Raw genomic sequence first — 16,687 nt, forward strand, 5'->3', positions numbered from 1 at the left:
ATCCGATGCGAATGTGGTTTTTGAGTGCTGGCCTGGCCTTGATGTGCATGGCCCAGAACGCAGCGGCGGGTACAGTCCTGATCGTTGGCGATAGTATCAGTGCCGGTTTCGGCCTGGATACCAGCAAAGGGTGGGTTGCCCTGCTGCAACAACGGCTCAAACAGGAAGGTTTCGACGATAAAGTGGTCAATGCTTCCATCAGCGGGGATACCAGCGCCGGAGGCCTGGCGCGGCTGCCGGCGGCGCTTGCAGAGCATAAGCCGGACGTGGTGGTGATCGAGTTGGGTGGCAACGATGGCTTGCGCGGCCAGCCACCCGCGCAATTGCAACAAAATCTTGCGTCGATGATTGATCAGTCCAAGGCCGGCGGGGCCAAGGTGCTGTTGTTGGGGATGCAACTGCCACCCAACTATGGCCCGCGATACACCACCGCATTTGCCGAGGTCTATGGTGCGTTGGCCAAGCAAAAAAACGTCCCGCTGGTGCCGTTTTTCCTCGACGGCGTGGGCGGGCATCCGGAGCTGATGCAGGCCGATCAACTTCACCCGGCGGTCGGCGCCCAGAATAAGTTGCTGGAAAATGTCTGGCCGACGCTAAAACCGCTGTTATGACGCTTTTCTACCGGCAGGCTTTCGGCTAAGGTGGCGCCCCCCCGATTTGGAGCCCCCGATGTCGCGTCCTGCCTGGTCCCTGTTTAACTACCAACTGATCGAGCCGGACGAGCAGCTGGACCTGTTCGCCTGTCAGGAAGTGCGGGTGCATCTGGTGGCGCGTCAACTTGAGCTGGGGGGCTCCATCGATCGCACACTCTGCGGCACGCTCTTGCCTGCGCAACCGCGCTGGTCGCGGGTGGATCGTTCGATTTTCCAGGACCAGCGCCTGTGCCCTTTGTGCCGTGCGATCCTGGAGTCCCAGAAGCGGGGTACGCCGCCGATCTGGCCGGAGCTGCGTTTCGAGTTGTAGGGGGCAGCTAGAAGCGCGCTTCACGTATACAATCGATGTTTACCTACCCGTCGTCTGCGAAGGATTTACCGGATGTTGTCGCGCCTTTCCGTCGTCACCTGCTGCCTGTCTCTCGCTGCACTCTGTGCGGCCGGTTCTGCGTCAGCCCTGCAGTTGCCCTTGCCACCGCCGGGTGAAGACATCGTCGGCCAGGTCCAGGTGATCAAGGCCAAGTACGAAGACACCTTTGCCGACCTGGGCACCACCTATGACCTGGGTTACTCGGAGATGGTCGCCGCCAACCCCGGCGTGGATGCATGGTTGCCGGGCGCGGGCACCGAGATCGTGCTGCCGACGCGCTTCATCCTGCCGCCGGGCCCGCGCGAAGGCATCGTGATCAATCTGGCGGAATACCGACTCTACTACTTCCCCAAGGGCCAGAACGTGGTCTACACGTTCCCGTTGGGGATCGGTCGTGAAGGCTGGGGTTCTCCTATTGCCCACACCAGCATCATCGCCAAGACACCCAACCCGACCTGGACGCCGCCCGCGTCGATCAAGGCCGAGCACGCCGCCAATGGTGACCCGCTGCCCAACGTGGTGCCGGCCGGCCCGGACAATCCGCTGGGCCCGTTCAAGTTCACCCTGGGCACGCCGGGTTACCTGATCCACGGTTCCAACATGAAATTTGGTATCGGCACGCGTACAAGTCACGGCTGCTTCCGTATGTTCAACAACAACGTGTTGGAGATGGCGGGCATGGTGCCGGTGGGGACGTCGGTGCGCATCATCAACGATGCCTATAAATTCGGTCGCAGTGGTGGCAAGGTCTACCTGGAAGCACATACGCCGTTGAATGATGACGGGACGCCGTCGGTGGTCGATAAACACACCGCTGTCATCAACGCCTTGCTCAAGCGTGAAGACTTGGCCAATCAATTGCGGGTGAACTGGGACCAGGTGCGCGACGTGGTCGCGGCGGAAGATGGTTTGCCGACGGAGATCGGCGAGCCTGGCGCGGCCTCGGTCGCCGTGAGCGCGCCGATCGACCTGCAGCAATAAGTCGCTCGATCATAAGCCCGCCACGGTCTTGCGCCGGGGCGGGCTTTTTATTGCCCGAGATTGAGGTACACACCCCAGGCAATAAAAAAGCCGACCCATAAATGGATCGGCTTGATAACAACCCCGAGGGATTATTACTTGCGGCTAGCTTTTTCAAGCATACGCAGAGCGCGCTCGTTAGCTTCGTCAGCAGTCTGTTGTGCTTTTTGAGCAGCAGCCAGAGCTTCATCAGCTTTACGGTAGGCTTCGTCTGCACGGGCCTGGGAGCGAGCTGCTGCGTCTTCAGTTGCAGTCAGACGAGCTTCGGTTTCTTTGGAGACGCTGCTGCAACCGGTAGCCAGAACTGCGGCCAGAGCCAGAGCAGAGAATTTCAGAACGTTGTTCATCGTGTTCCCCTTCAAGGACTTTCTATTAGATAGCTAGTTCGCCCAGAGTGAGCTAATAGCCGGCGTACATACTACCCATTACTTGTAGTAAGTAAACTGACGTAGCGCAAGAAGCAAAAAAAATTCTCGCGCCGAATCTATTTTGGCTAATCTTTTGGAGGTTTGTATAAAAACCGTCCAATTTTTTCGAACAGGCAAAAATTGGATCCAGGCTGAAAGGGCCGGCCCGCATGTGTTAAGCCTTGCAAACAGATGAAATTTTATATATCCACGCTGATACTTCCGTTCAGCATGGCTTTGCGTTGTCCTGCATCTTTTACGCATGTAGAGGTGACTTTAAGAGCGCCTGTTCGTCTTAAGGTTCAAGTGCCGGCAATGTTCAGGCTTTCGATCCCAGGTTGATCGGAGCCCTTTCTATATCCACCAGCGGCAGCGGATGACGAGTGCGCCTTGAGCAATTTCAGGATTGGTGCCTACTATTCCCTACGTGCTGGTTGTAAGCGCTCAGGGTTTTCTCGTTGTCGAAACCGGCACGGGGTGGCGTAGATGTTCCTTCGCCGGAAAAACATCGGTAAGGTAGGGGTCAGAAACCAAGACCCGCGAGGAGTAGTGATGAGCGAGGCGTTGTCCATCCACCATGACCAGGCTGGTCATCAGTTCGAGACCAATGTGGACGGTCATCGTGCCTATCTGACCTATATGGACCTCGGCAAACAGACCCTGGACATCTATCGGACCTTCGTGCCCAACGCACTGCGGGGCCGTGGGATTGCGGCGGCATTGACCGAGGAAGCCTTGAAGTTCGCCGAAGAGGCCGGTTACACGGTGATCCCGTCCTGCTCCTACGTCGAACGCTACATGGAGCGCCACCAGCGCCATGCCGCCAAGCTGTAAGACATAGACAATGCAATGAAAAACGCCGGGCTGAGCCCGGCGTTTTTGTGTGCGCAGTTTAAATCAGGTGCGTTTGCGCTTAGGCAATACGTCCTTGAGCTTGGCGTGCATGCTGCGCAGGGTGTTTTCGGTGGCGGACCAGTCGATGCAGGCATCGGTGATCGACACGCCGTACTGCAAGTCGGCCAGGTCTTTTGGAATCGCCTGGCAACCCCAGTTCAGGTGGCTCTCGACCATCAGGCCGATGATCGACTGGTTGCCTTCCAGGATCTGGTTGGCAACGTTTTCCATCACCAACGGCTGCAGAGCCGGGTCCTTGTTGGAGTTGGCGTGGCTGCAGTCGACCATGATGTTCGGCTTGATCTTCGCCTTGTTCAACGCCTGCTCGCACAGCGCAACGCTGACCGAATCATAGTTGGGCTTGCCGTTGCCGCCACGCAATACCACGTGACCGTAGGCGTTGCCCTTGGTGGTGACGATGGACACGCCACCTTCCTGGTTGATACCCAGGAAGCGGTGTGGGCTGGAGACCGATTGCAGCGCGTTGATCGCCACGGTCAGACCGCCATCGGTGCCGTTCTTGAAGCCCACGGCCGAGGACAGGCCGGACGCCATTTCACGGTGAGTCTGGGATTCGGTGGTACGTGCGCCGATGGCCGACCAACTGATCAGGTCCTGCAGGTACTGCGGGGAGATCGGGTCCAGGGCTTCGGTGGCAGTGGGCAGGCCCATCTCGGCCAGGTCCAGCAGCAATTGACGACCGATGTGCAAGCCGTCCTGGATCTTGAACGAGTCGTCCAGGTACGGGTCGTTGATCAAGCCTTTCCAGCCGACGGTGGTGCGCGGTTTTTCGAAATAGACGCGCATCACCAGGTACAGCGTGTCGGACACTTCCGCCGCCAGTACTTTCAGGCGTTCGGCGTACTCGTGGGCAGCCTTCAGGTCGTGGATCGAGCAAGGCCCGATGACAACGAACAGGCGGTGGTCGGTGCCGTCGAGAATGTCACGGATGACTTCGCGGCCCTTGGTGACGGTCTGCAGGGCAGCGTCGCTCAGGGGGATTTCGCGCTTGAGCTGATCGGGTGTGATCAGGGTCTCGTTGGATTCGACGTTTAGGTCATTGATCGGTAAATCAGCCATCGTGTTACTCGTCAGGGTCACGGGTGCCGGCCGCCAGCCATCCCCGTGCGGCGGAGCACAGCATGATTTGAATGCAGGGGGAGGAACCTTAGCGCGTAACACGGGCCCGCGACAATGGGCAAAGCCCGCTTTAATCCAGTGCTGGCGCCACAAAGGCCTCATGGGAGAACTCGCCCGCATGGCGCGATACCCACTCGCGGGCGAGGGCTTCGAGTTGCTGGGGTGTCGGCTCGGCATCTTCGTGCTGGCGGCAATAGCGCTGTATCCGGCATGCTTGCTCACCCATGCGGGCACCGAACAAGGCATGTTCGTCGGTAAACGAGATACCGACGCGGTAGCCGGTTTCCACCTTGCGGCACCACGCCACATAGCCCGGATAACGCGCGCTGGCGCCCAGGGAGGGGATGTGCAGATCAACCGCCGTGCCTTCGCGCCAGGCACGTGGCCAATCGCAGGCGATGCCGCCCAGGCCGCTGGTGTGCAGGCGTTGGCGGGGGATAGCAGGAGAGGGGCGTTGGATTAACTCGACAGCGACATCATCAGGGTGAGGTACAAAACGACCCATGTACACGGACTCCGAGCACCGTCCAATTGACGGCGGTGGCAGCAGTATAGTGAAGGAACTGGAATTGACCGACCTGGATATTGACCAGCAATTGCTGGGATTGCCAGGTATTTCGCTCGTCGTGTTTACGAGCCAGGGGTGTTCCAGTTGCCGTTGGGCGCGCCAACAGTTGCCGGGCTGGCCGTTGCCAGTGGACCGCGTGTGCTGGGTGGACGCCGGGCAGAACGGTGGGGCGGTCGAACGCTACCAGATCTTTCATTTGCCGGCGCTGTTCGTGGTGTGCGAGGGTCAATTCCTGGGGCAAATACACACACGTCTTACGCGTGACGACGTTTTCGACTCAGTAAAACAGGCACTCACCCGTCCACCTGAGGAATTGCCATGACAGCAGTTACACCCCAGTCGCCGCGGATCGGCATCATCGGCACCGGCGCCATCGGCGGTTTCTACGGCTTGATGCTGGCGCGCGCCGGTTTCGATGTGCACTTCCTGTTGCGCAGTGAATACGCGGCGGTCAGCGAGCACGGCCTGCATCTGAACAGCACGGTGCATGGCCCCTTGCACCTGCATCCGGTACAAGCGTATGCCCGTGCGGCCGATATGCCGCCGTGCGACTGGTTGCTGGTAGGCACCAAGTCGACCGGCAACCTCGAGCTGGCCCCGACCCTCGCCCAGGTGGCCGCGCCGGATGCCAAGGTGGTGCTGCTGCAAAACGGCCTCGATGTCGAAGACAGCCTGCGTCAGCACCTGCCCGCATCGCTGCACCTGCTGGGTGGCCTGTGCTACATCGGCGTGCACCGCTCTGCCCCCGGCGTGATCGAGCATCAGGCGTTAGGCCGGGTCAACCTGGGTTATCACAGTGGCACGGCGGCCAATGATGGTGCCGCCCAACAGGCGATCGTCGAAGCCGGCGCAGCGCTGTTTCACAAAGCTGGCATTGAGTCCCAGGCCATGGCCAGCGTGCATCAGGCCCGTTGGCACAAACTGGTGTGGAACGTGCCCTACAACGGCCTCTCGGTATTATTGGGCGCGGGCACCACGGCCATGATGGCCGACGAGTCCAGTCGCGCGCTGATCCAGGCGCTGATGGCCGAAGTGATACAGGGTGCCCACGCCTGTGGTCATGACATCCCGCAAAGCTACGCCGAGCAGATGTTCACCATGACCGAAACCATGGACGACTATCTGCCGAGCATGTACCACGATCACGTGCACAAACGCCCGCTGGAACTGGCGGCGATCTACGCCCGGCCACTCGCTGCCGCCAAGGCTGCCGGGTGCGAACTGCCGCGGGTGCAGGCGCTGTACCAAGCCTTGAGTTTCATTGATCGACATAACCGCTGAGTTCGAGGGCACACGATGGCAAAGGGATTGGGCGACAAACTGGTGCTGGCGATCTCGTCGCGGGCACTCTTTGACTTGAGTGAAAGCCACAAGGTCTACCTGGCCGAAGGGGTCGAGACTTACCGCCAGTACCAGATCGAACACGAGGAGGAAATCCTCGAGCCCGGTGACGCTTTCCCGCTGGTCAAGAAGCTGCTGAGCCTCAATGCCCGTCTCGGCCGTGCCCGGGTCGAAGTGGTGTTGGTGTCGCGCAACAGTGCCGACACTGGCCTGCGCGTGTTCAATTCAATCCAGCATTACGGCCTGGATATTTCCCGCGCCGCTTTCGTAGGCGGGCGTAGTCCTTATCCTTATCTGGCAGCGTTTGGTTGCCATCTGTTTCTTTCAACCCACGCTGAAGACGTGCGCAGTGCCCTCGATGCCGGGTTTGCAGCGGCGACGATTCTGTCCGGCGGTCCGAACCGTGCCTCCAGCGAAGAACTGCGCATTGCCTTCGACGGCGACGCGGTGCTGTTCTCCGATGAGTCGGAACGCGTGTACCAGGCCGGGGGGCTGGAGGCGTTCCAGGCCAATGAGCGGGAGTCGGCGCGCCAGCCTTTGCACGGCGGTCCTTTCAAAGGGTTTCTGGCGGCACTCAACTTATTGCAGCGCGAGTTTCCCGATGAGGCCTGCCCGATCCGCACCGCCTTGGTCACTGCCCGTTCGGCGCCGTCACACGAGCGGGTGATTCGCACCTTGCGTGAATGGGATATTCGCCTGGACGAGTCGTTGTTCCTGGGCGGCCTGGAAAAATCCGCGTTCCTGGAGGCGTTTGCTGCCGATGTGTTCTTCGATGACCAGGCCGGGCATTGCGAGAAAGCCATGGAGTTTGTCGCCACCGGGCATGTGCCCCATGGCATCAGTAATGAGGTGAAGCTGTAAGTCAGTCGAAGTCAGCGAGGCGCTGCTAAGCTGATTTCATCTCCGCCATCCTGGCCGCCCAGGAGGTTCTATGATTCGTTCGATGCTGTACGCCACGGACCTCGGTCTGTATGCGCCTTATGTGATGCAGCATGCGCTGGCGCTGGCGCGGACGTTCAAGGCGGACCTGTATGTGATTCACGTAGTCGAGCCCATCGGGCTGTTCGCCGAATCGGTGTTACAGAGCTACCTTGATGAGAAGGCCCTGAGTGAGTGGCAAAGTCAGGGGGTGACCACGGTCATGGCGACGATCGAACAGCGGGTGCTGGACAGTTTTCGCGAGGAGTTGGGTGACGGGGAGCAAGACCTGAAGTTGATTCGCTCGGTACGGGTGATCCAGGGGGACCCGTGTGAGGTGATACTCGACCAACTGCGCAAACTTTCCGTAGACCTGTTGATCGTAGGTAGTCATAGCCATGCAACCGCGGCGGCCACCCCGTTGGGGCGCACGGCTGCTCGGGTGCTGCAGTTGTCTACGGTGCCGGTTTACCTGGTGCCTTCGTTGCAGCGTCGACGCAGTGAGGACGTGTGATGGTTGGGAACGATAAAAAGTTCTAGATTTATCCATCGAACCTTTAATATAGTTATATACCGTCGCTGATACCCGTGGCGTCTATCTGCTTTGAGGGACACATATGAAGCTTCAACAACTGCGCTACATCTGGGAAGTGGCGCACCACGACCTCAACGTTTCCGCTACCGCTCAAAGCCTTTACACCTCGCAACCCGGTATCAGCAAGCAGATCCGCCTGCTCGAAGACGAGCTGGGCGTTGAAGTGTTCGCGCGCAGTGGCAAGCACCTCACCCGTGTCACCCCGGCCGGTGAGCGCATCATCACCACCGCTGGCGAGATCCTGCGCAAAGTCGAAAGCATCAAGCAGATCGCCCAGGAATTCTCCAACGAGAAGAAGGGCACCCTGTCCATCGCCACCACCCACACCCAGGCGCGTTATGCGTTGCCGCCGGTGATCCGCGATTTCATCAAGCAGTACCCGGACGTGGCCCTGCACATGCACCAGGGTTCGCCGATGCAGATCGCCGAGATGGCCGCTGACGGCACCGTCGATTTCGCCATCGCCACCGAGGCCCTGGAGCTGTTCGGCGACCTGGTGATGATGCCGTGCTACCGCTGGAACCGTTGCGTCGTCGTGCCTCAAGGTCACCCGTTGGCCAAGCTGCCGAAGTTGACCCTGGAAGCCCTGGCTGAATACCCGATCGTGACTTACGTATTTGGTTTTACCGGCCGTTCCAAGCTTGACGAAGCCTTCAGCCATCGCGGTCTTACGCCGAAAGTGGTGTTCACCGCAGCCGACGCCGACGTGATCAAGACATACGTGCGCCTGGGGCTGGGCGTGGGCATCGTCGCCAAGATGGCGGTCGACACTGCGCTCGACAAAGACCTGGTGGTGCTGGATGCCAGCGAGCTGTTCGAGTCCAGCGTGACCAAGATTGGCTTCCGTCGTGGCACCTTCCTGCGGGGCTTCATGTGCGACTTCATCGAGAAGTTTGCGCCGCACCTGACCCGTGAGGTCATGGCCAAGGCGATCCAGTGCCACAATAAGCAGGAGCTGGAAGCGTTGTTTGATGGCGTTGAGCTGCCCGTCCATTAAGTGAATGAATGCGATCCCCTGTAGGAGCTAGCCCGCTCGCGACAATCGTCAACGATAACGCAGGGCGCCAGGATTAACGCGGCGTGCTTGTGTGCTTCGCGAGCAAACTCGCTCCTACAGGTTATCTAGCCTCGGTAACTGTAAAATGTTGCCGAGCGCCCGCCACCAGAATCTCCACCTCATCGCCTTCGAACTTACCCAGCAAGCTTTTGCCCAGTGGCGAGCGCGGGGTGATGACGGTCACCGGTTGCCCGACCACATCGACCTTCAAGCCTGCCGCGTCCGGCGCCAGGAACAGCCACTGCTGGCGACCGTTTTCGTCTTCCAGGCCCAGTAGCGCGCCGATTTCAATGCCCCGCTGATCATCGTAAGCACGCAGTTGCATGTTCTGGCACAGCGCCAACGCTTGCTTGATCTCCTCCACGCGTTTGGCTTGCCCCGCCGCCAGGTAGGATGCTTCCAACCCCAGCGTGTCGTATTTGTTCTCTGCGATGTTTTCTTCGTGGGTCGCGGTTTCGTAGGCGGTCTGCGCGGCGCGTTGGGCAATGTCGAGGTCGAGGGTGAGCTTTTCCAGTACGAGCTGGTGCACGGCGTGTTTATTCATGGTCATCAATCGCAGAATTGCAGGACATTGGCCCGGGTCTTTTCGTTGGGGGCGTTCTGGTCCTGTTGCAGCCAGAACTGGCATTTGGGATTGGACAAGTTACGCGCATTGTTGCGGGCCTGGTCCAGGGTTTGTTGTTGTTCCTGCTTCTGCAGGTTTTGCTGGTACTGCTCGAACATGCGGTTCGGCGGTTCAGGTACTACCACCGCAGGCTTGCCCAATTGCTGCACGGCCTGGGCCACCGGTGCCAGGCTCTGCGGGAACAGGTAGCGCGATGCCAGCCAAGCCGTTAGCGCGATGGCGATAAACCCCAACCACACCCCAAACGCGATGGAAGCACTGAGCTTGAACAGCGACAACGGACGATCAGACATGATGGCCTCCTGGCAGGCATTGACGGCGTGGCGGCAATTGTCGCACAGCCACCGTGCAGAATAATCGCGATCAAGTCTTCTGCATCCGCGCATTTATGCGGACAATCGAGCCTTTGAGCGTTGGAGCCCGGAATGAAAGCCCGCTGGGATATTTTTTGTAGTGTCGTCGACAACTACGGCGACATCGGCGTGACCTGGCGCCTGGCCCGGCAATTGGTCGCGGAGCACGCCTGCGATGTGCGCTTGTGGGTCGACGACCTGCGCGCGTTCGAACGCATGTGTCCGGACATCGATGTGGAGCAAGACCTGCAATGGCAGGAAGGCGTCGAAGTGCGCCATTGGCCGGCCGAGTGGGTGAGTGTACCGGCAGCGGATGTGGTGATCGCCGCGTTCGCCTGCCAGTTACCGCCCGACTATATGGAAGCCATGGCTGAACGCGAACGTACGCCGTTGTGGATGAACCTGGATTACCTGAGTGCTGAAGAGTGGGTGGTGGGCTGTCATCGGCTGCCATCGGTGAAATTCAAGGGCGTGCAGAAGTACTTCTTCTTTCCCGGGTTCCGCACCGGCACTGGCGGGTTATTGCGTGAGGCGCGGTTGCTGGAACAACGTAATGCGTTTCAGCAGGATGCCGGTGCACAACGAGACTTCCTACAAGCCTTGGGCATAGTTCCCGCAGTCGATGCGCGGCTGATCTCTCTGTTCGCCTACGAAAATGCTGGCCTCGCCAGCTGGCTCGACGTGTTATCGACGGACGGGCGTGCCACTCATCTGCTGGTTCCGGAGGGGCGTATTCTGGGCGACGTGCAGCGCTGGCTCGATGTGGAACGGCTGGTCGCGGGCGATATCCAGCAACGCGGATCGCTGACGGTGCAGGTCATCGCGTTCGTGCGCCAGGGACAATACGACCGTCTACTGTGGTGCTGCGACTTCAATGCCGTGCGCGGCGAAGACTCGTTCGTGCGCGCCCAATGGGCCGGGCGGCCGTTGTTGTGGCACATCTACCGTCAGGACGAAGACATCCATCTCGACAAGCTCGACGCCTTCCTGGAGCTGTACACCGCCGACTTATCAGCGGCGGCAAGCGCGGCGTTGATCGGTCTCTGGCAAGCCTGGAACACGGAGGCCGATATGGCTCAACCGTGGAAAATGCTGCTGGAGCACTGGCCGGAGGTGAGCCAGCGCGCCGAAACATGGTGTCTGGAACAGGGTTTGCAGGCCGATCTTGCGACGGCGCTGGTGAAGTTTTATGAAAGTTGGATATGATACGCCACCTTGAATTTTGTAAATCCCATCCAAATTTCGGATATATGCAATGAAAACTGGTAAAGAACTGAAACCCGGTACAGTGATCCGTCTCGAAAACGACCCTTGGCTGGTTCAGAAAGCTGAGTTCACCAAGTCTGGTCGTAACAGCGCAATCATGAAGACCAAGCTGAAGAACCTGCTGACCGGTTACAAGACCGAGATCGTCTACAGCGCCGATGACAAACTGGACGACGTAATCCTCGACCGCAAAGAAGCGACCCTGTCCTTCATCAGCGGCGACACCTACACGTTCATGGACACCACTGACTACACCATGTACGAGCTGAACGCTGAAGATATCGAAGCCGTTCTGCCGTTCATCGAAGAAGGCATGGAAGACGTCTGCGAAGCTATTTTCTTCGAAGAGCGCCTGGTTTCCGTAGAGCTGCCGACCACCATCGTGCGTAAAGTGGCCTACACCGAAGGTTCCGCTCGCGGCGACACTTCGGGCAAGGTGATGAAGCCTGCCAAGCTGAGCAACGGTACCGAACTGCAAGTGGCCGATTTCATCGAAATCGACGACCTGATCGAAATCGACACCCGCGAAGGTGGTTCGTACAAAGGTCGCGCCAAGAAGTAATTCTGGCCCTGCCGATACGAAAAAAGCCCGACCATGCGTCGGGCTTTTTTATGCGCGTTACGTTTTACTTCAAGTGTTGCTTCAGCTCATCCGAGGCCTGGAGCAGCGCGGAGCGGACTGCTGGGACTTGGCTGACCACGTTGAGCAAACCGTAGTCGTGGATCATGCCGTTGTAACGTACGGCGGTGACCGCTACACCGGCTGCGTCCAGCTTGCGGGCATAGGCTTCGCCTTCATCGCGTAACACGTCGGCGCCGGCTGTTTGAATCAGCGCGGGCGGCAAGCCTTTCAACTGATCAAGGGTCGCCCGCAGCGGCGAGGCGTAGATCTCGGCGCGCTGGTTGGCGTCGATGGTGTAGTTGTCCCAGAACCACTTCATCATGTTGCGGGTGAGGAAGTGCCCTTCGGCGTATTGGTTATAGGACCCTGTGTCGAAATTGGCGTCGGTCACCGGCCATAACAGCACTTGGAACTTGATCGCCGGTGTGCCCTTGTCCTTGGCCATCAGGCTGACCACTGCCGCCATATTGCCGCCGACACTGTTGCCCGCTACCGCCAGGCGCTTGCCATCGACGTTGATCTCTTGGTCGTGCTCGGCCACCCATTTTGTCGCGCCGTAGGCTTGGTTGATCGCCACCGGGTAGTGCGCTTCCGGCGAAGGTGTGTAGTTGACGAACACCGCCACCGCCCCCGAACCCACCACCAGATCCCGCACCAGGCGTTCATGGGTCGGATAGTCCCCAAGCACCCAGCCGCCGCCGTGGAAGAACATGAACACCGGCAATGTGCCCTTGACCCCGGCCGGACGCACGATGGTCAGGTCCAGCGGCTTGCCATCGACCTGGATGGTCTTCTGGCTCACATCCGCTTTGGGCAAGGTCAGCTTCACACCGGCCTGGGCGCCGGTCAGTACGGCACGGGCGTCCTTTGGCGTCAGTTGTTCCATCGGTTTGCCGGTGCCGGCGTTCAACACGTCCAGAAAAGCTTGGGTGGAGTGTTCGACTTCACCTGACGCAGCAAAGGCGTTGGTGATGGACAAGGCGAGCAGGGTGCCGGTGAGTGCTTTACCAATTGTGTTCATTCCGTTCTCCAGGGGCGGCCGAGGTCATTTAGACAGTCACGTGCAGGCGTACATCAACGTTGCCACGGGTGGCGTTGGAGTACGGGCAGACTTGGTGAGCGGCGTCGACCAGGCTTTGCGCGTCGTCTTGAGCCAGGCCCGGCAGGCTGATGTGCAGGTCGATATCCAGGCCGAAACCACCAGGAATCTGGCCGATACCGACGTGGGCGGTGATCGAGGCGTCATCCGGGATTTTGCGTTTTGTCTGGCTGGCGACGAATTTCAGGGCGCCGATGAAGCAGGCCGAGTAGCCGGCAGCGAACAGTTGCTCAGGGTTGGTGGCCTGGCCGCCGGCGCCACCCAGTTCTTTAGGGGTGGAGAGTTTGACGTCGAGGATGTTGTCGTTGGAAACAGCACGGCCATCACGGCCGCCGGTGGCGGTAGCTACTGCGGTATAGAGCGTTTGCATGGCGTTTTCCTCTTTGTTTTAGCGCTAAATGTTTGCGCGCTAAGTAGTTGGTGAGGTGAATGTATAGCGCTAATGTTTTGCGCGCAAGATAAATTTATAAAATTTTTCAGGGGGCGGTACGAACGGTCATTGTCTGCGGGCGCAGCGGAGTCGACGCCCTTGAGGGGGAAGGGGTTTAAATGCTGGCTTGCAGGTTAGCGCGCAACGCAATCAGGTCGCCCTGCAACTTACGCAATTGGTCCAACTCCAGGCCGCTTGCACCGAGGATGCAGTGGGGAATTCCCATGGCCCGGTCTTGCAGGGCGCGGCCGGCGGCGGTCAATTCCACGACCACCACGCGCTCATCTTCGCGGCTGCGGGTACGGCTGAGCAGGCCTTCGACTTCCAGGCGCTTGAGCAGCGGTGTCAGCGAGCCCGGATCAGTCAGCAGGCGACTGCTGATTTCGCCAACGGTCAAACCATCCTCTTCCCACAGCACCATCATGGCCAGGTACTGCGGGTAGGTCAGGCCCAGCGCTTGCAGCAGTGGCTTGTAGACCTTGGTCATCAGCAGCGAGGTGGAGTGCAGGGCGAAGCACAGCTGGTTATCCAGCATCAGGGATTCGCAAGGATCGGGATTTTTGCTCATGGCGTTGCCTCCGGAAAACGTCTCTGGGCTGGAATCTAGCGGGCAAATCTTTAATGCGCCAGATAATTCTGTCCGAGCGGTCAGACCAAGCCACTTTGCAATGCCAGGTCCCACGGCGGCACGGGGCTGAAGCGGGTTTTGAGGTATTCCAGCAACAAGCGGCTGCGTGCGTTGGGTTGCTGTTCCAGGCGTAGTGCATAGATCCCGGTGGTTTCGGGGCTGGGCAGGCCATTTTCGCAAAACAATGGCAGCAGTTCGCCGCGCACCAGGTATTCACTGGCCAGCCAGGTGGGCAGGTGGGCAATGCCCAGTCCGGCCAGGGCACCGGACAGCAAGGCTTCGGCGTTATTTGCACTCATGCGGATGCGACGTGGGCGATAGGTAGCACGGCGCCCATCCAGCTCGAATCGCCAGGCGAATGTTGGCGCCAGGCCATCCCAGTCCAGCCCGTCGTGTTCGCTCAGCTCCTGAGGGTGGTTTGGCGTGCCTCGGCTCTTCAGATAGGCCGGGCTGGCGCAGGCGACGCGCACGATGCTCGCCAGTGGGGTAGCTATCAACCGCGTGTCGACGATATGCCCGGCGCGCAGTACCAGGTCAACCTTGCCCAGGTGCGCGCCCTGCATGTCCACAAAACTGTCGATCAGATGCAGGTGCACATCCAGCCCTGGGTAGACATTCAGGAAGTCCGCAATCACCGGCGCCAGGTGCCGTCGACCGAACGCCGCCGGCGCATCCACCCGAATCAGACCCTCCGGCGCATGGCTCAACGACACGGCTTCGGCCCGTGCTAATTGCAACTCGCTGACGATCCGCCGCGCCCGCTCGGCAAACGCCACACCCGCCGGGGTCGGCACTACCGCGTGGGTGCTGCGCTGGAATAGGCGGCTGCCCACCGAGCTTTCCAGGCTGTCGATCCGCCGCGCCACCGCGGAGGGCGTCAAGGGATGACGGCGTGCTGCCGCGGAAAAACTGCCGGTTTCCAACACATCGAGAAACAGGCTCAGTTGATTAGTCAGAGTATTGGGGTTCATAAACGAACGCTTATGCGAGATTGGCATAGCCATTGTGCGTTGCTGTGCGTTTCCGCGCCAGAGTCGACTGCGTAGGATGCAAGGCCTGTGATTGAGGAGTGACAAGCTGTGTTGGATTTAATGATGTACCTGGTATTGGGCGCGGCCCTCGGCACAGTGGGTGGGCTGTTCGGCATTGGCGGCGGGCTGATCGCGATCCCGGTGCTGGGCGTGTTGTTCGGCCTGGATCAGCAACTGGCCCAGGGCACGGCACTGGTGATGGTCGTGCCCAATGTGATGCTAGCGCTGTGGCGCTACCACCAGCGCAACCGCATTGAACTGCGCCATGCGTTGCCGTTGGGCGTGATGGGTTTCAGTTTCGCCTGGCTCGGTTCGATCTGGGCCGTGGGCCTGGATGCGGGCGCCATGCGCATCGGCTTTATTGCCTTCCTGCTGACGCTCTCGGCCTACAACCTGGTGCGCATGTTCACCCGCAACGCACCGCCGACGGCGCAGATGCGTTACTCCTGGCCGTGGCTCGGGGTGCTGGGTGCGGCATCCGGTTCCATGGGCGGTTTATTCGGTGTGGGTGGCGCAGTGGTTGCCACGCCGGTGCTGACCAGTGTGTTCGGCACTAGCCAGGTGGTTGCCCAAGGCCTGTCCCTGGCCCTGGCACTGCCGAGTACCGGTGTAACTCTGGTCACCTACGCCTGGCACCAGGAAGTGGACTGGATGATCGGCGTCCCCTTGGCCATCGGCGGTTTGCTCAGTATCAGTTGGGGCGTGAAAGTCGCCCACGCCCTCCCGGAGCGTGTACTGCGCGGCCTGTTCTGCGGCTTTCTGGTGGTGTGCGCGGTGATGCTGACCTTTAAGGTCTGAAACCTTCGATGATGTATTCCGCCAGGCAGTCGGTGATGGGCGAATTCATCTGGGGGTTGCGCAACAAGTGCAGGTTCATCGAGGGCAGGGGGGGCAGGCCCTCGTCCTTGCCCAGCACCCGCAGGTCTTCAGTCACCAGGCTTTCCATGCTGACCATCACCGCCAGGCCGGCGTTGACCACTGCCTGGATCGCCGCCACGTTGGAGCTGTGATAGGCGAGGCGATAATCCCGCCCGGCTGCCTCCAGTGCTGAGCGCGCCCACTGGGTATAGAGACAGTCGACACCGGACATCGCCAGTGGCAGGGCATCATGCTCGTCCGTGCAAAAGCAGGGCGCTGCCACCCACACCATGCGTTCTGTGCGCAACAGCTCACCGATTTCATTGCCTGGCTCGCGGCTGACGACGGTCAACGCCAAATCCCGCCGCTGCATCAGCACTGATGAAGATTCGCAGTGCATCTCGATCTGAATCAGCGGGTAGGCCTTGGAAAACTGCTTGAGAATTCCCGGTAGGAAACGCATCACGTAATCATCTGGCGTGCCGATGCGCACCAACCCCACCATGTGCGGCTCACGCAGGGTGTTGAACACCTCACTGTGCAGTTTCAGGATGCGCCGTGCATAGCCCAGCAACACCTGGCCCTCGGGCGTCAGTCGCACCTGCCGACCATCACGCTCGAACAGCTTGCGCTGCAACACGTCTTCTTCCAGGCGCTTCATCTGCATGCTCACCGCCGATTGGGTGCGGTTGACCAATTCACCTGCGCGGGTGAAACCTCCCTGGTCGGCAATGGCGACGAAGGTGCGCAGCACTTCTGTGTCGATGCTCGGAAAGCTGGACAATTGATCAATCTCTGAGATGTATTGCATA

Annotated in this window: 22 protein-coding genes; 12 read left to right on the forward strand and 10 right to left on the reverse strand. The window is 59.8% G+C overall.

The window, feature by feature from the left end; all coding sequences use genetic code 11:
• The first annotated feature begins 5 nt into the window (after positions 1-5).
• The 3 genes from PF1751_RS08435 to PF1751_RS08445 all read left to right on the forward strand — a co-directional run bounded on the left by PF1751_RS08435 (position 6) and on the right by PF1751_RS08445 (position 2,004).
• Positions 6-611, forward strand: coding sequence for an arylesterase (locus PF1751_RS08435; protein WP_010211880.1), 606 nt, complete (start codon positions 6-8; stop codon positions 609-611).
• A gap of 58 nt (positions 612-669) precedes the next feature.
• A complete protein-coding gene (locus tag PF1751_RS08440; RefSeq protein ID WP_010211879.1) occupies positions 670-963 on the forward strand; it encodes a hypothetical protein in 294 nt (97 codons plus the stop codon).
• Between the two features lie 72 nt (positions 964-1,035).
• Entirely contained in the window at positions 1,036-2,004 is a 969-nt protein-coding gene (locus PF1751_RS08445) for a L,D-transpeptidase family protein (RefSeq protein ID WP_010211877.1), read from the forward strand.
• 134 nt (positions 2,005-2,138) lie between these two features.
• Here PF1751_RS08445 and oprI read toward each other — a convergent pair whose 3' ends face one another.
• Positions 2,139-2,390 carry an outer membrane lipoprotei OprI gene (gene oprI, locus PF1751_RS08450; protein WP_003172710.1) on the reverse strand — a complete coding sequence of 84 codons (252 nt, stop codon included), beginning with the start codon at positions 2,388-2,390 and terminating at the stop codon, positions 2,139-2,141.
• Between the two features lie 612 nt (positions 2,391-3,002).
• On the opposite strand from oprI, the gene PF1751_RS08455 reads away from it, so the two are divergent.
• The gene (locus tag PF1751_RS08455) at positions 3,003-3,284 is read left to right on the forward strand and encodes a GNAT family N-acetyltransferase (protein WP_003189869.1); all 282 of its coding nucleotides are present in this window, start codon (positions 3,003-3,005) and stop codon (positions 3,282-3,284) included.
• A 63-nt stretch (positions 3,285-3,347) separates the two neighbouring features.
• Here PF1751_RS08455 and PF1751_RS08460 read toward each other — a convergent pair whose 3' ends face one another.
• Positions 3,348-4,424 carry a 3-deoxy-7-phosphoheptulonate synthase gene (locus tag PF1751_RS08460; RefSeq protein WP_010211874.1) on the reverse strand — a complete coding sequence of 359 codons (1,077 nt, stop codon included), beginning with the start codon at positions 4,422-4,424 and terminating at the stop codon, positions 3,348-3,350.
• A gap of 130 nt (positions 4,425-4,554) precedes the next feature.
• Complete coding sequence (locus PF1751_RS08465; protein WP_042570783.1) at positions 4,555-4,989, reverse strand: PilZ domain-containing protein; 435 nt, start codon at positions 4,987-4,989, stop codon at positions 4,555-4,557.
• On the opposite strand from PF1751_RS08465, the gene PF1751_RS08470 reads away from it, so the two are divergent.
• From PF1751_RS08470 to cysB, 5 genes are all read left to right on the forward strand, one after another.
• The gene (locus tag PF1751_RS08470; RefSeq protein ID WP_010211871.1) at positions 4,988-5,374 is read left to right on the forward strand and encodes a YbbN family protein; all 387 of its coding nucleotides are present in this window, start codon (positions 4,988-4,990) and stop codon (positions 5,372-5,374) included. The genes PF1751_RS08465 and PF1751_RS08470 overlap by 2 nt on opposite strands.
• Entirely contained in the window at positions 5,371-6,333 is a 963-nt protein-coding gene (locus PF1751_RS08475) for a putative 2-dehydropantoate 2-reductase (RefSeq protein ID WP_021492248.1), read from the forward strand. The genes PF1751_RS08470 and PF1751_RS08475 overlap by 4 nt, the downstream gene beginning before the upstream one ends.
• A gap of 15 nt (positions 6,334-6,348) precedes the next feature.
• Positions 6,349-7,254 carry a 5'-nucleotidase gene (locus tag PF1751_RS08480; RefSeq protein ID WP_010211867.1) on the forward strand — a complete coding sequence of 302 codons (906 nt, stop codon included), beginning with the start codon at positions 6,349-6,351 and terminating at the stop codon, positions 7,252-7,254.
• Positions 7,255-7,324: 70 nt separating this feature from the next.
• Positions 7,325-7,825 (forward strand): universal stress protein, encoded by a 501-nt coding sequence (locus PF1751_RS08485; protein ID WP_010211866.1) that lies wholly within the window; start codon positions 7,325-7,327, stop codon positions 7,823-7,825.
• Positions 7,826-7,928: 103 nt separating this feature from the next.
• Complete coding sequence (cysB, locus tag PF1751_RS08490; RefSeq protein ID WP_010211864.1) at positions 7,929-8,903, forward strand: HTH-type transcriptional regulator CysB; 975 nt, start codon at positions 7,929-7,931, stop codon at positions 8,901-8,903.
• A gap of 121 nt (positions 8,904-9,024) precedes the next feature.
• On the opposite strand, the gene PF1751_RS08495 is transcribed toward cysB, so the two are convergent.
• Both PF1751_RS08495 and PF1751_RS08500 read right to left on the reverse strand, forming a co-directional pair.
• Positions 9,025-9,507 carry a GreA/GreB family elongation factor gene (locus PF1751_RS08495; RefSeq protein WP_031290914.1) on the reverse strand — a complete coding sequence of 161 codons (483 nt, stop codon included), beginning with the start codon at positions 9,505-9,507 and terminating at the stop codon, positions 9,025-9,027.
• A gap of 5 nt (positions 9,508-9,512) precedes the next feature.
• On the reverse strand, positions 9,513-9,881 hold the full coding sequence (locus PF1751_RS08500) for a hypothetical protein (RefSeq protein WP_044286860.1): 369 nt from the start codon (positions 9,879-9,881) through the stop codon (positions 9,513-9,515).
• A 132-nt stretch (positions 9,882-10,013) separates the two neighbouring features.
• Between PF1751_RS08500 and earP the strand changes: the two genes are divergently transcribed.
• Positions 10,014-11,147, forward strand: a complete 1,134-nt coding sequence (gene earP / locus PF1751_RS08505) for an elongation factor P maturation arginine rhamnosyltransferase EarP (RefSeq protein WP_044286861.1) — start codon at positions 10,014-10,016, stop codon at positions 11,145-11,147.
• 49 nt (positions 11,148-11,196) lie between these two features.
• Positions 11,197-11,769, forward strand: a complete 573-nt coding sequence (locus tag PF1751_RS08510; protein WP_003172723.1) for an elongation factor P — start codon at positions 11,197-11,199, stop codon at positions 11,767-11,769.
• Between the two features lie 64 nt (positions 11,770-11,833).
• On the opposite strand, the gene PF1751_RS08515 is transcribed toward PF1751_RS08510, so the two are convergent.
• The 4 genes from PF1751_RS08515 to PF1751_RS08530 all read right to left on the reverse strand — a co-directional run bounded on the left by PF1751_RS08515 (position 11,834) and on the right by PF1751_RS08530 (position 14,957).
• Positions 11,834-12,850: an alpha/beta hydrolase gene (locus PF1751_RS08515; protein WP_044286862.1), complete on the reverse strand. Its 1,017-nt coding sequence runs from the start codon at positions 12,848-12,850 to the stop codon at positions 11,834-11,836.
• A 28-nt stretch (positions 12,851-12,878) separates the two neighbouring features.
• Complete coding sequence (locus PF1751_RS08520; protein WP_010211852.1) at positions 12,879-13,298, reverse strand: organic hydroperoxide resistance protein; 420 nt, start codon at positions 13,296-13,298, stop codon at positions 12,879-12,881.
• A 175-nt stretch (positions 13,299-13,473) separates the two neighbouring features.
• On the reverse strand, positions 13,474-13,926 hold the full coding sequence (locus tag PF1751_RS08525; protein ID WP_010211851.1) for a MarR family winged helix-turn-helix transcriptional regulator: 453 nt from the start codon (positions 13,924-13,926) through the stop codon (positions 13,474-13,476).
• Between the two features lie 80 nt (positions 13,927-14,006).
• Complete coding sequence (locus tag PF1751_RS08530; RefSeq protein WP_010211850.1) at positions 14,007-14,957, reverse strand: LysR family transcriptional regulator; 951 nt, start codon at positions 14,955-14,957, stop codon at positions 14,007-14,009.
• Between the two features lie 108 nt (positions 14,958-15,065).
• On the opposite strand from PF1751_RS08530, the gene PF1751_RS08535 reads away from it, so the two are divergent.
• A complete protein-coding gene (locus PF1751_RS08535) occupies positions 15,066-15,815 on the forward strand; it encodes a sulfite exporter TauE/SafE family protein (protein WP_010211849.1) in 750 nt (249 codons plus the stop codon).
• Here PF1751_RS08535 and PF1751_RS08540 read toward each other — a convergent pair.
• On the reverse strand, positions 15,805-16,686 hold the full coding sequence (locus PF1751_RS08540) for a LysR family transcriptional regulator (protein ID WP_032882913.1): 882 nt from the start codon (positions 16,684-16,686) through the stop codon (positions 15,805-15,807). The genes PF1751_RS08535 and PF1751_RS08540 overlap by 11 nt on opposite strands.
• Position 16,687: the final 1 nt, after the last annotated feature.

It is taken from the genome of Pseudomonas simiae, from assembly GCF_000934565.1.
GTDB classification, from domain to species: Bacteria; Pseudomonadota; Gammaproteobacteria; order Pseudomonadales; family Pseudomonadaceae; genus Aquipseudomonas; species Aquipseudomonas simiae.

Excerpts from the sequence above, each read along its gene's own strand:
- PF1751_RS08525 (WP_010211851.1), bottom strand. The coding sequence starts at position 13,926 with ATGAGCAAAAATCCCGATCCTTGCGAATCCCTGATGCTGGATAACCAG.
- PF1751_RS08470 (WP_010211871.1), top strand. The coding sequence starts at position 4,988 with ATGTACACGGACTCCGAGCACCGTCCAATTGACGGCGGTGGCAGCAGT.
- PF1751_RS08530 (WP_010211850.1), bottom strand. The coding sequence starts at position 14,957 with ATGAACCCCAATACTCTGACTAATCAACTGAGCCTGTTTCTCGATGTG.
- PF1751_RS08435 (WP_010211880.1), top strand. The coding sequence starts at position 6 with ATGCGAATGTGGTTTTTGAGTGCTGGCCTGGCCTTGATGTGCATGGCC.
- PF1751_RS08540 (WP_032882913.1), bottom strand. The coding sequence starts at position 16,686 with ATGCAATACATCTCAGAGATTGATCAATTGTCCAGCTTTCCGAGCATC.
- PF1751_RS08440 (WP_010211879.1), top strand. The coding sequence starts at position 670 with ATGTCGCGTCCTGCCTGGTCCCTGTTTAACTACCAACTGATCGAGCCG.
- PF1751_RS08475 (WP_021492248.1), top strand. The coding sequence starts at position 5,371 with ATGACAGCAGTTACACCCCAGTCGCCGCGGATCGGCATCATCGGCACC.
- PF1751_RS08515 (WP_044286862.1), bottom strand. The coding sequence starts at position 12,850 with ATGAACACAATTGGTAAAGCACTCACCGGCACCCTGCTCGCCTTGTCC.
- PF1751_RS08510 (WP_003172723.1), top strand. The coding sequence starts at position 11,197 with ATGAAAACTGGTAAAGAACTGAAACCCGGTACAGTGATCCGTCTCGAA.
- cysB (WP_010211864.1), top strand. The coding sequence starts at position 7,929 with ATGAAGCTTCAACAACTGCGCTACATCTGGGAAGTGGCGCACCACGAC.
- PF1751_RS08445 (WP_010211877.1), top strand. The coding sequence starts at position 1,036 with ATGTTGTCGCGCCTTTCCGTCGTCACCTGCTGCCTGTCTCTCGCTGCA.
- earP (WP_044286861.1), top strand. The coding sequence starts at position 10,014 with ATGAAAGCCCGCTGGGATATTTTTTGTAGTGTCGTCGACAACTACGGC.
- PF1751_RS08455 (WP_003189869.1), top strand. The coding sequence starts at position 3,003 with ATGAGCGAGGCGTTGTCCATCCACCATGACCAGGCTGGTCATCAGTTC.
- PF1751_RS08480 (WP_010211867.1), top strand. The coding sequence starts at position 6,349 with ATGGCAAAGGGATTGGGCGACAAACTGGTGCTGGCGATCTCGTCGCGG.
- PF1751_RS08460 (WP_010211874.1), bottom strand. The coding sequence starts at position 4,424 with ATGGCTGATTTACCGATCAATGACCTAAACGTCGAATCCAACGAGACC.
- oprI (WP_003172710.1), bottom strand. The coding sequence starts at position 2,390 with ATGAACAACGTTCTGAAATTCTCTGCTCTGGCTCTGGCCGCAGTTCTG.
- PF1751_RS08465 (WP_042570783.1), bottom strand. The coding sequence starts at position 4,989 with ATGGGTCGTTTTGTACCTCACCCTGATGATGTCGCTGTCGAGTTAATC.
- PF1751_RS08520 (WP_010211852.1), bottom strand. The coding sequence starts at position 13,298 with ATGCAAACGCTCTATACCGCAGTAGCTACCGCCACCGGCGGCCGTGAT.
- PF1751_RS08485 (WP_010211866.1), top strand. The coding sequence starts at position 7,325 with ATGATTCGTTCGATGCTGTACGCCACGGACCTCGGTCTGTATGCGCCT.
- PF1751_RS08500 (WP_044286860.1), bottom strand. The coding sequence starts at position 9,881 with ATGTCTGATCGTCCGTTGTCGCTGTTCAAGCTCAGTGCTTCCATCGCG.
- PF1751_RS08495 (WP_031290914.1), bottom strand. The coding sequence starts at position 9,507 with ATGAATAAACACGCCGTGCACCAGCTCGTACTGGAAAAGCTCACCCTC.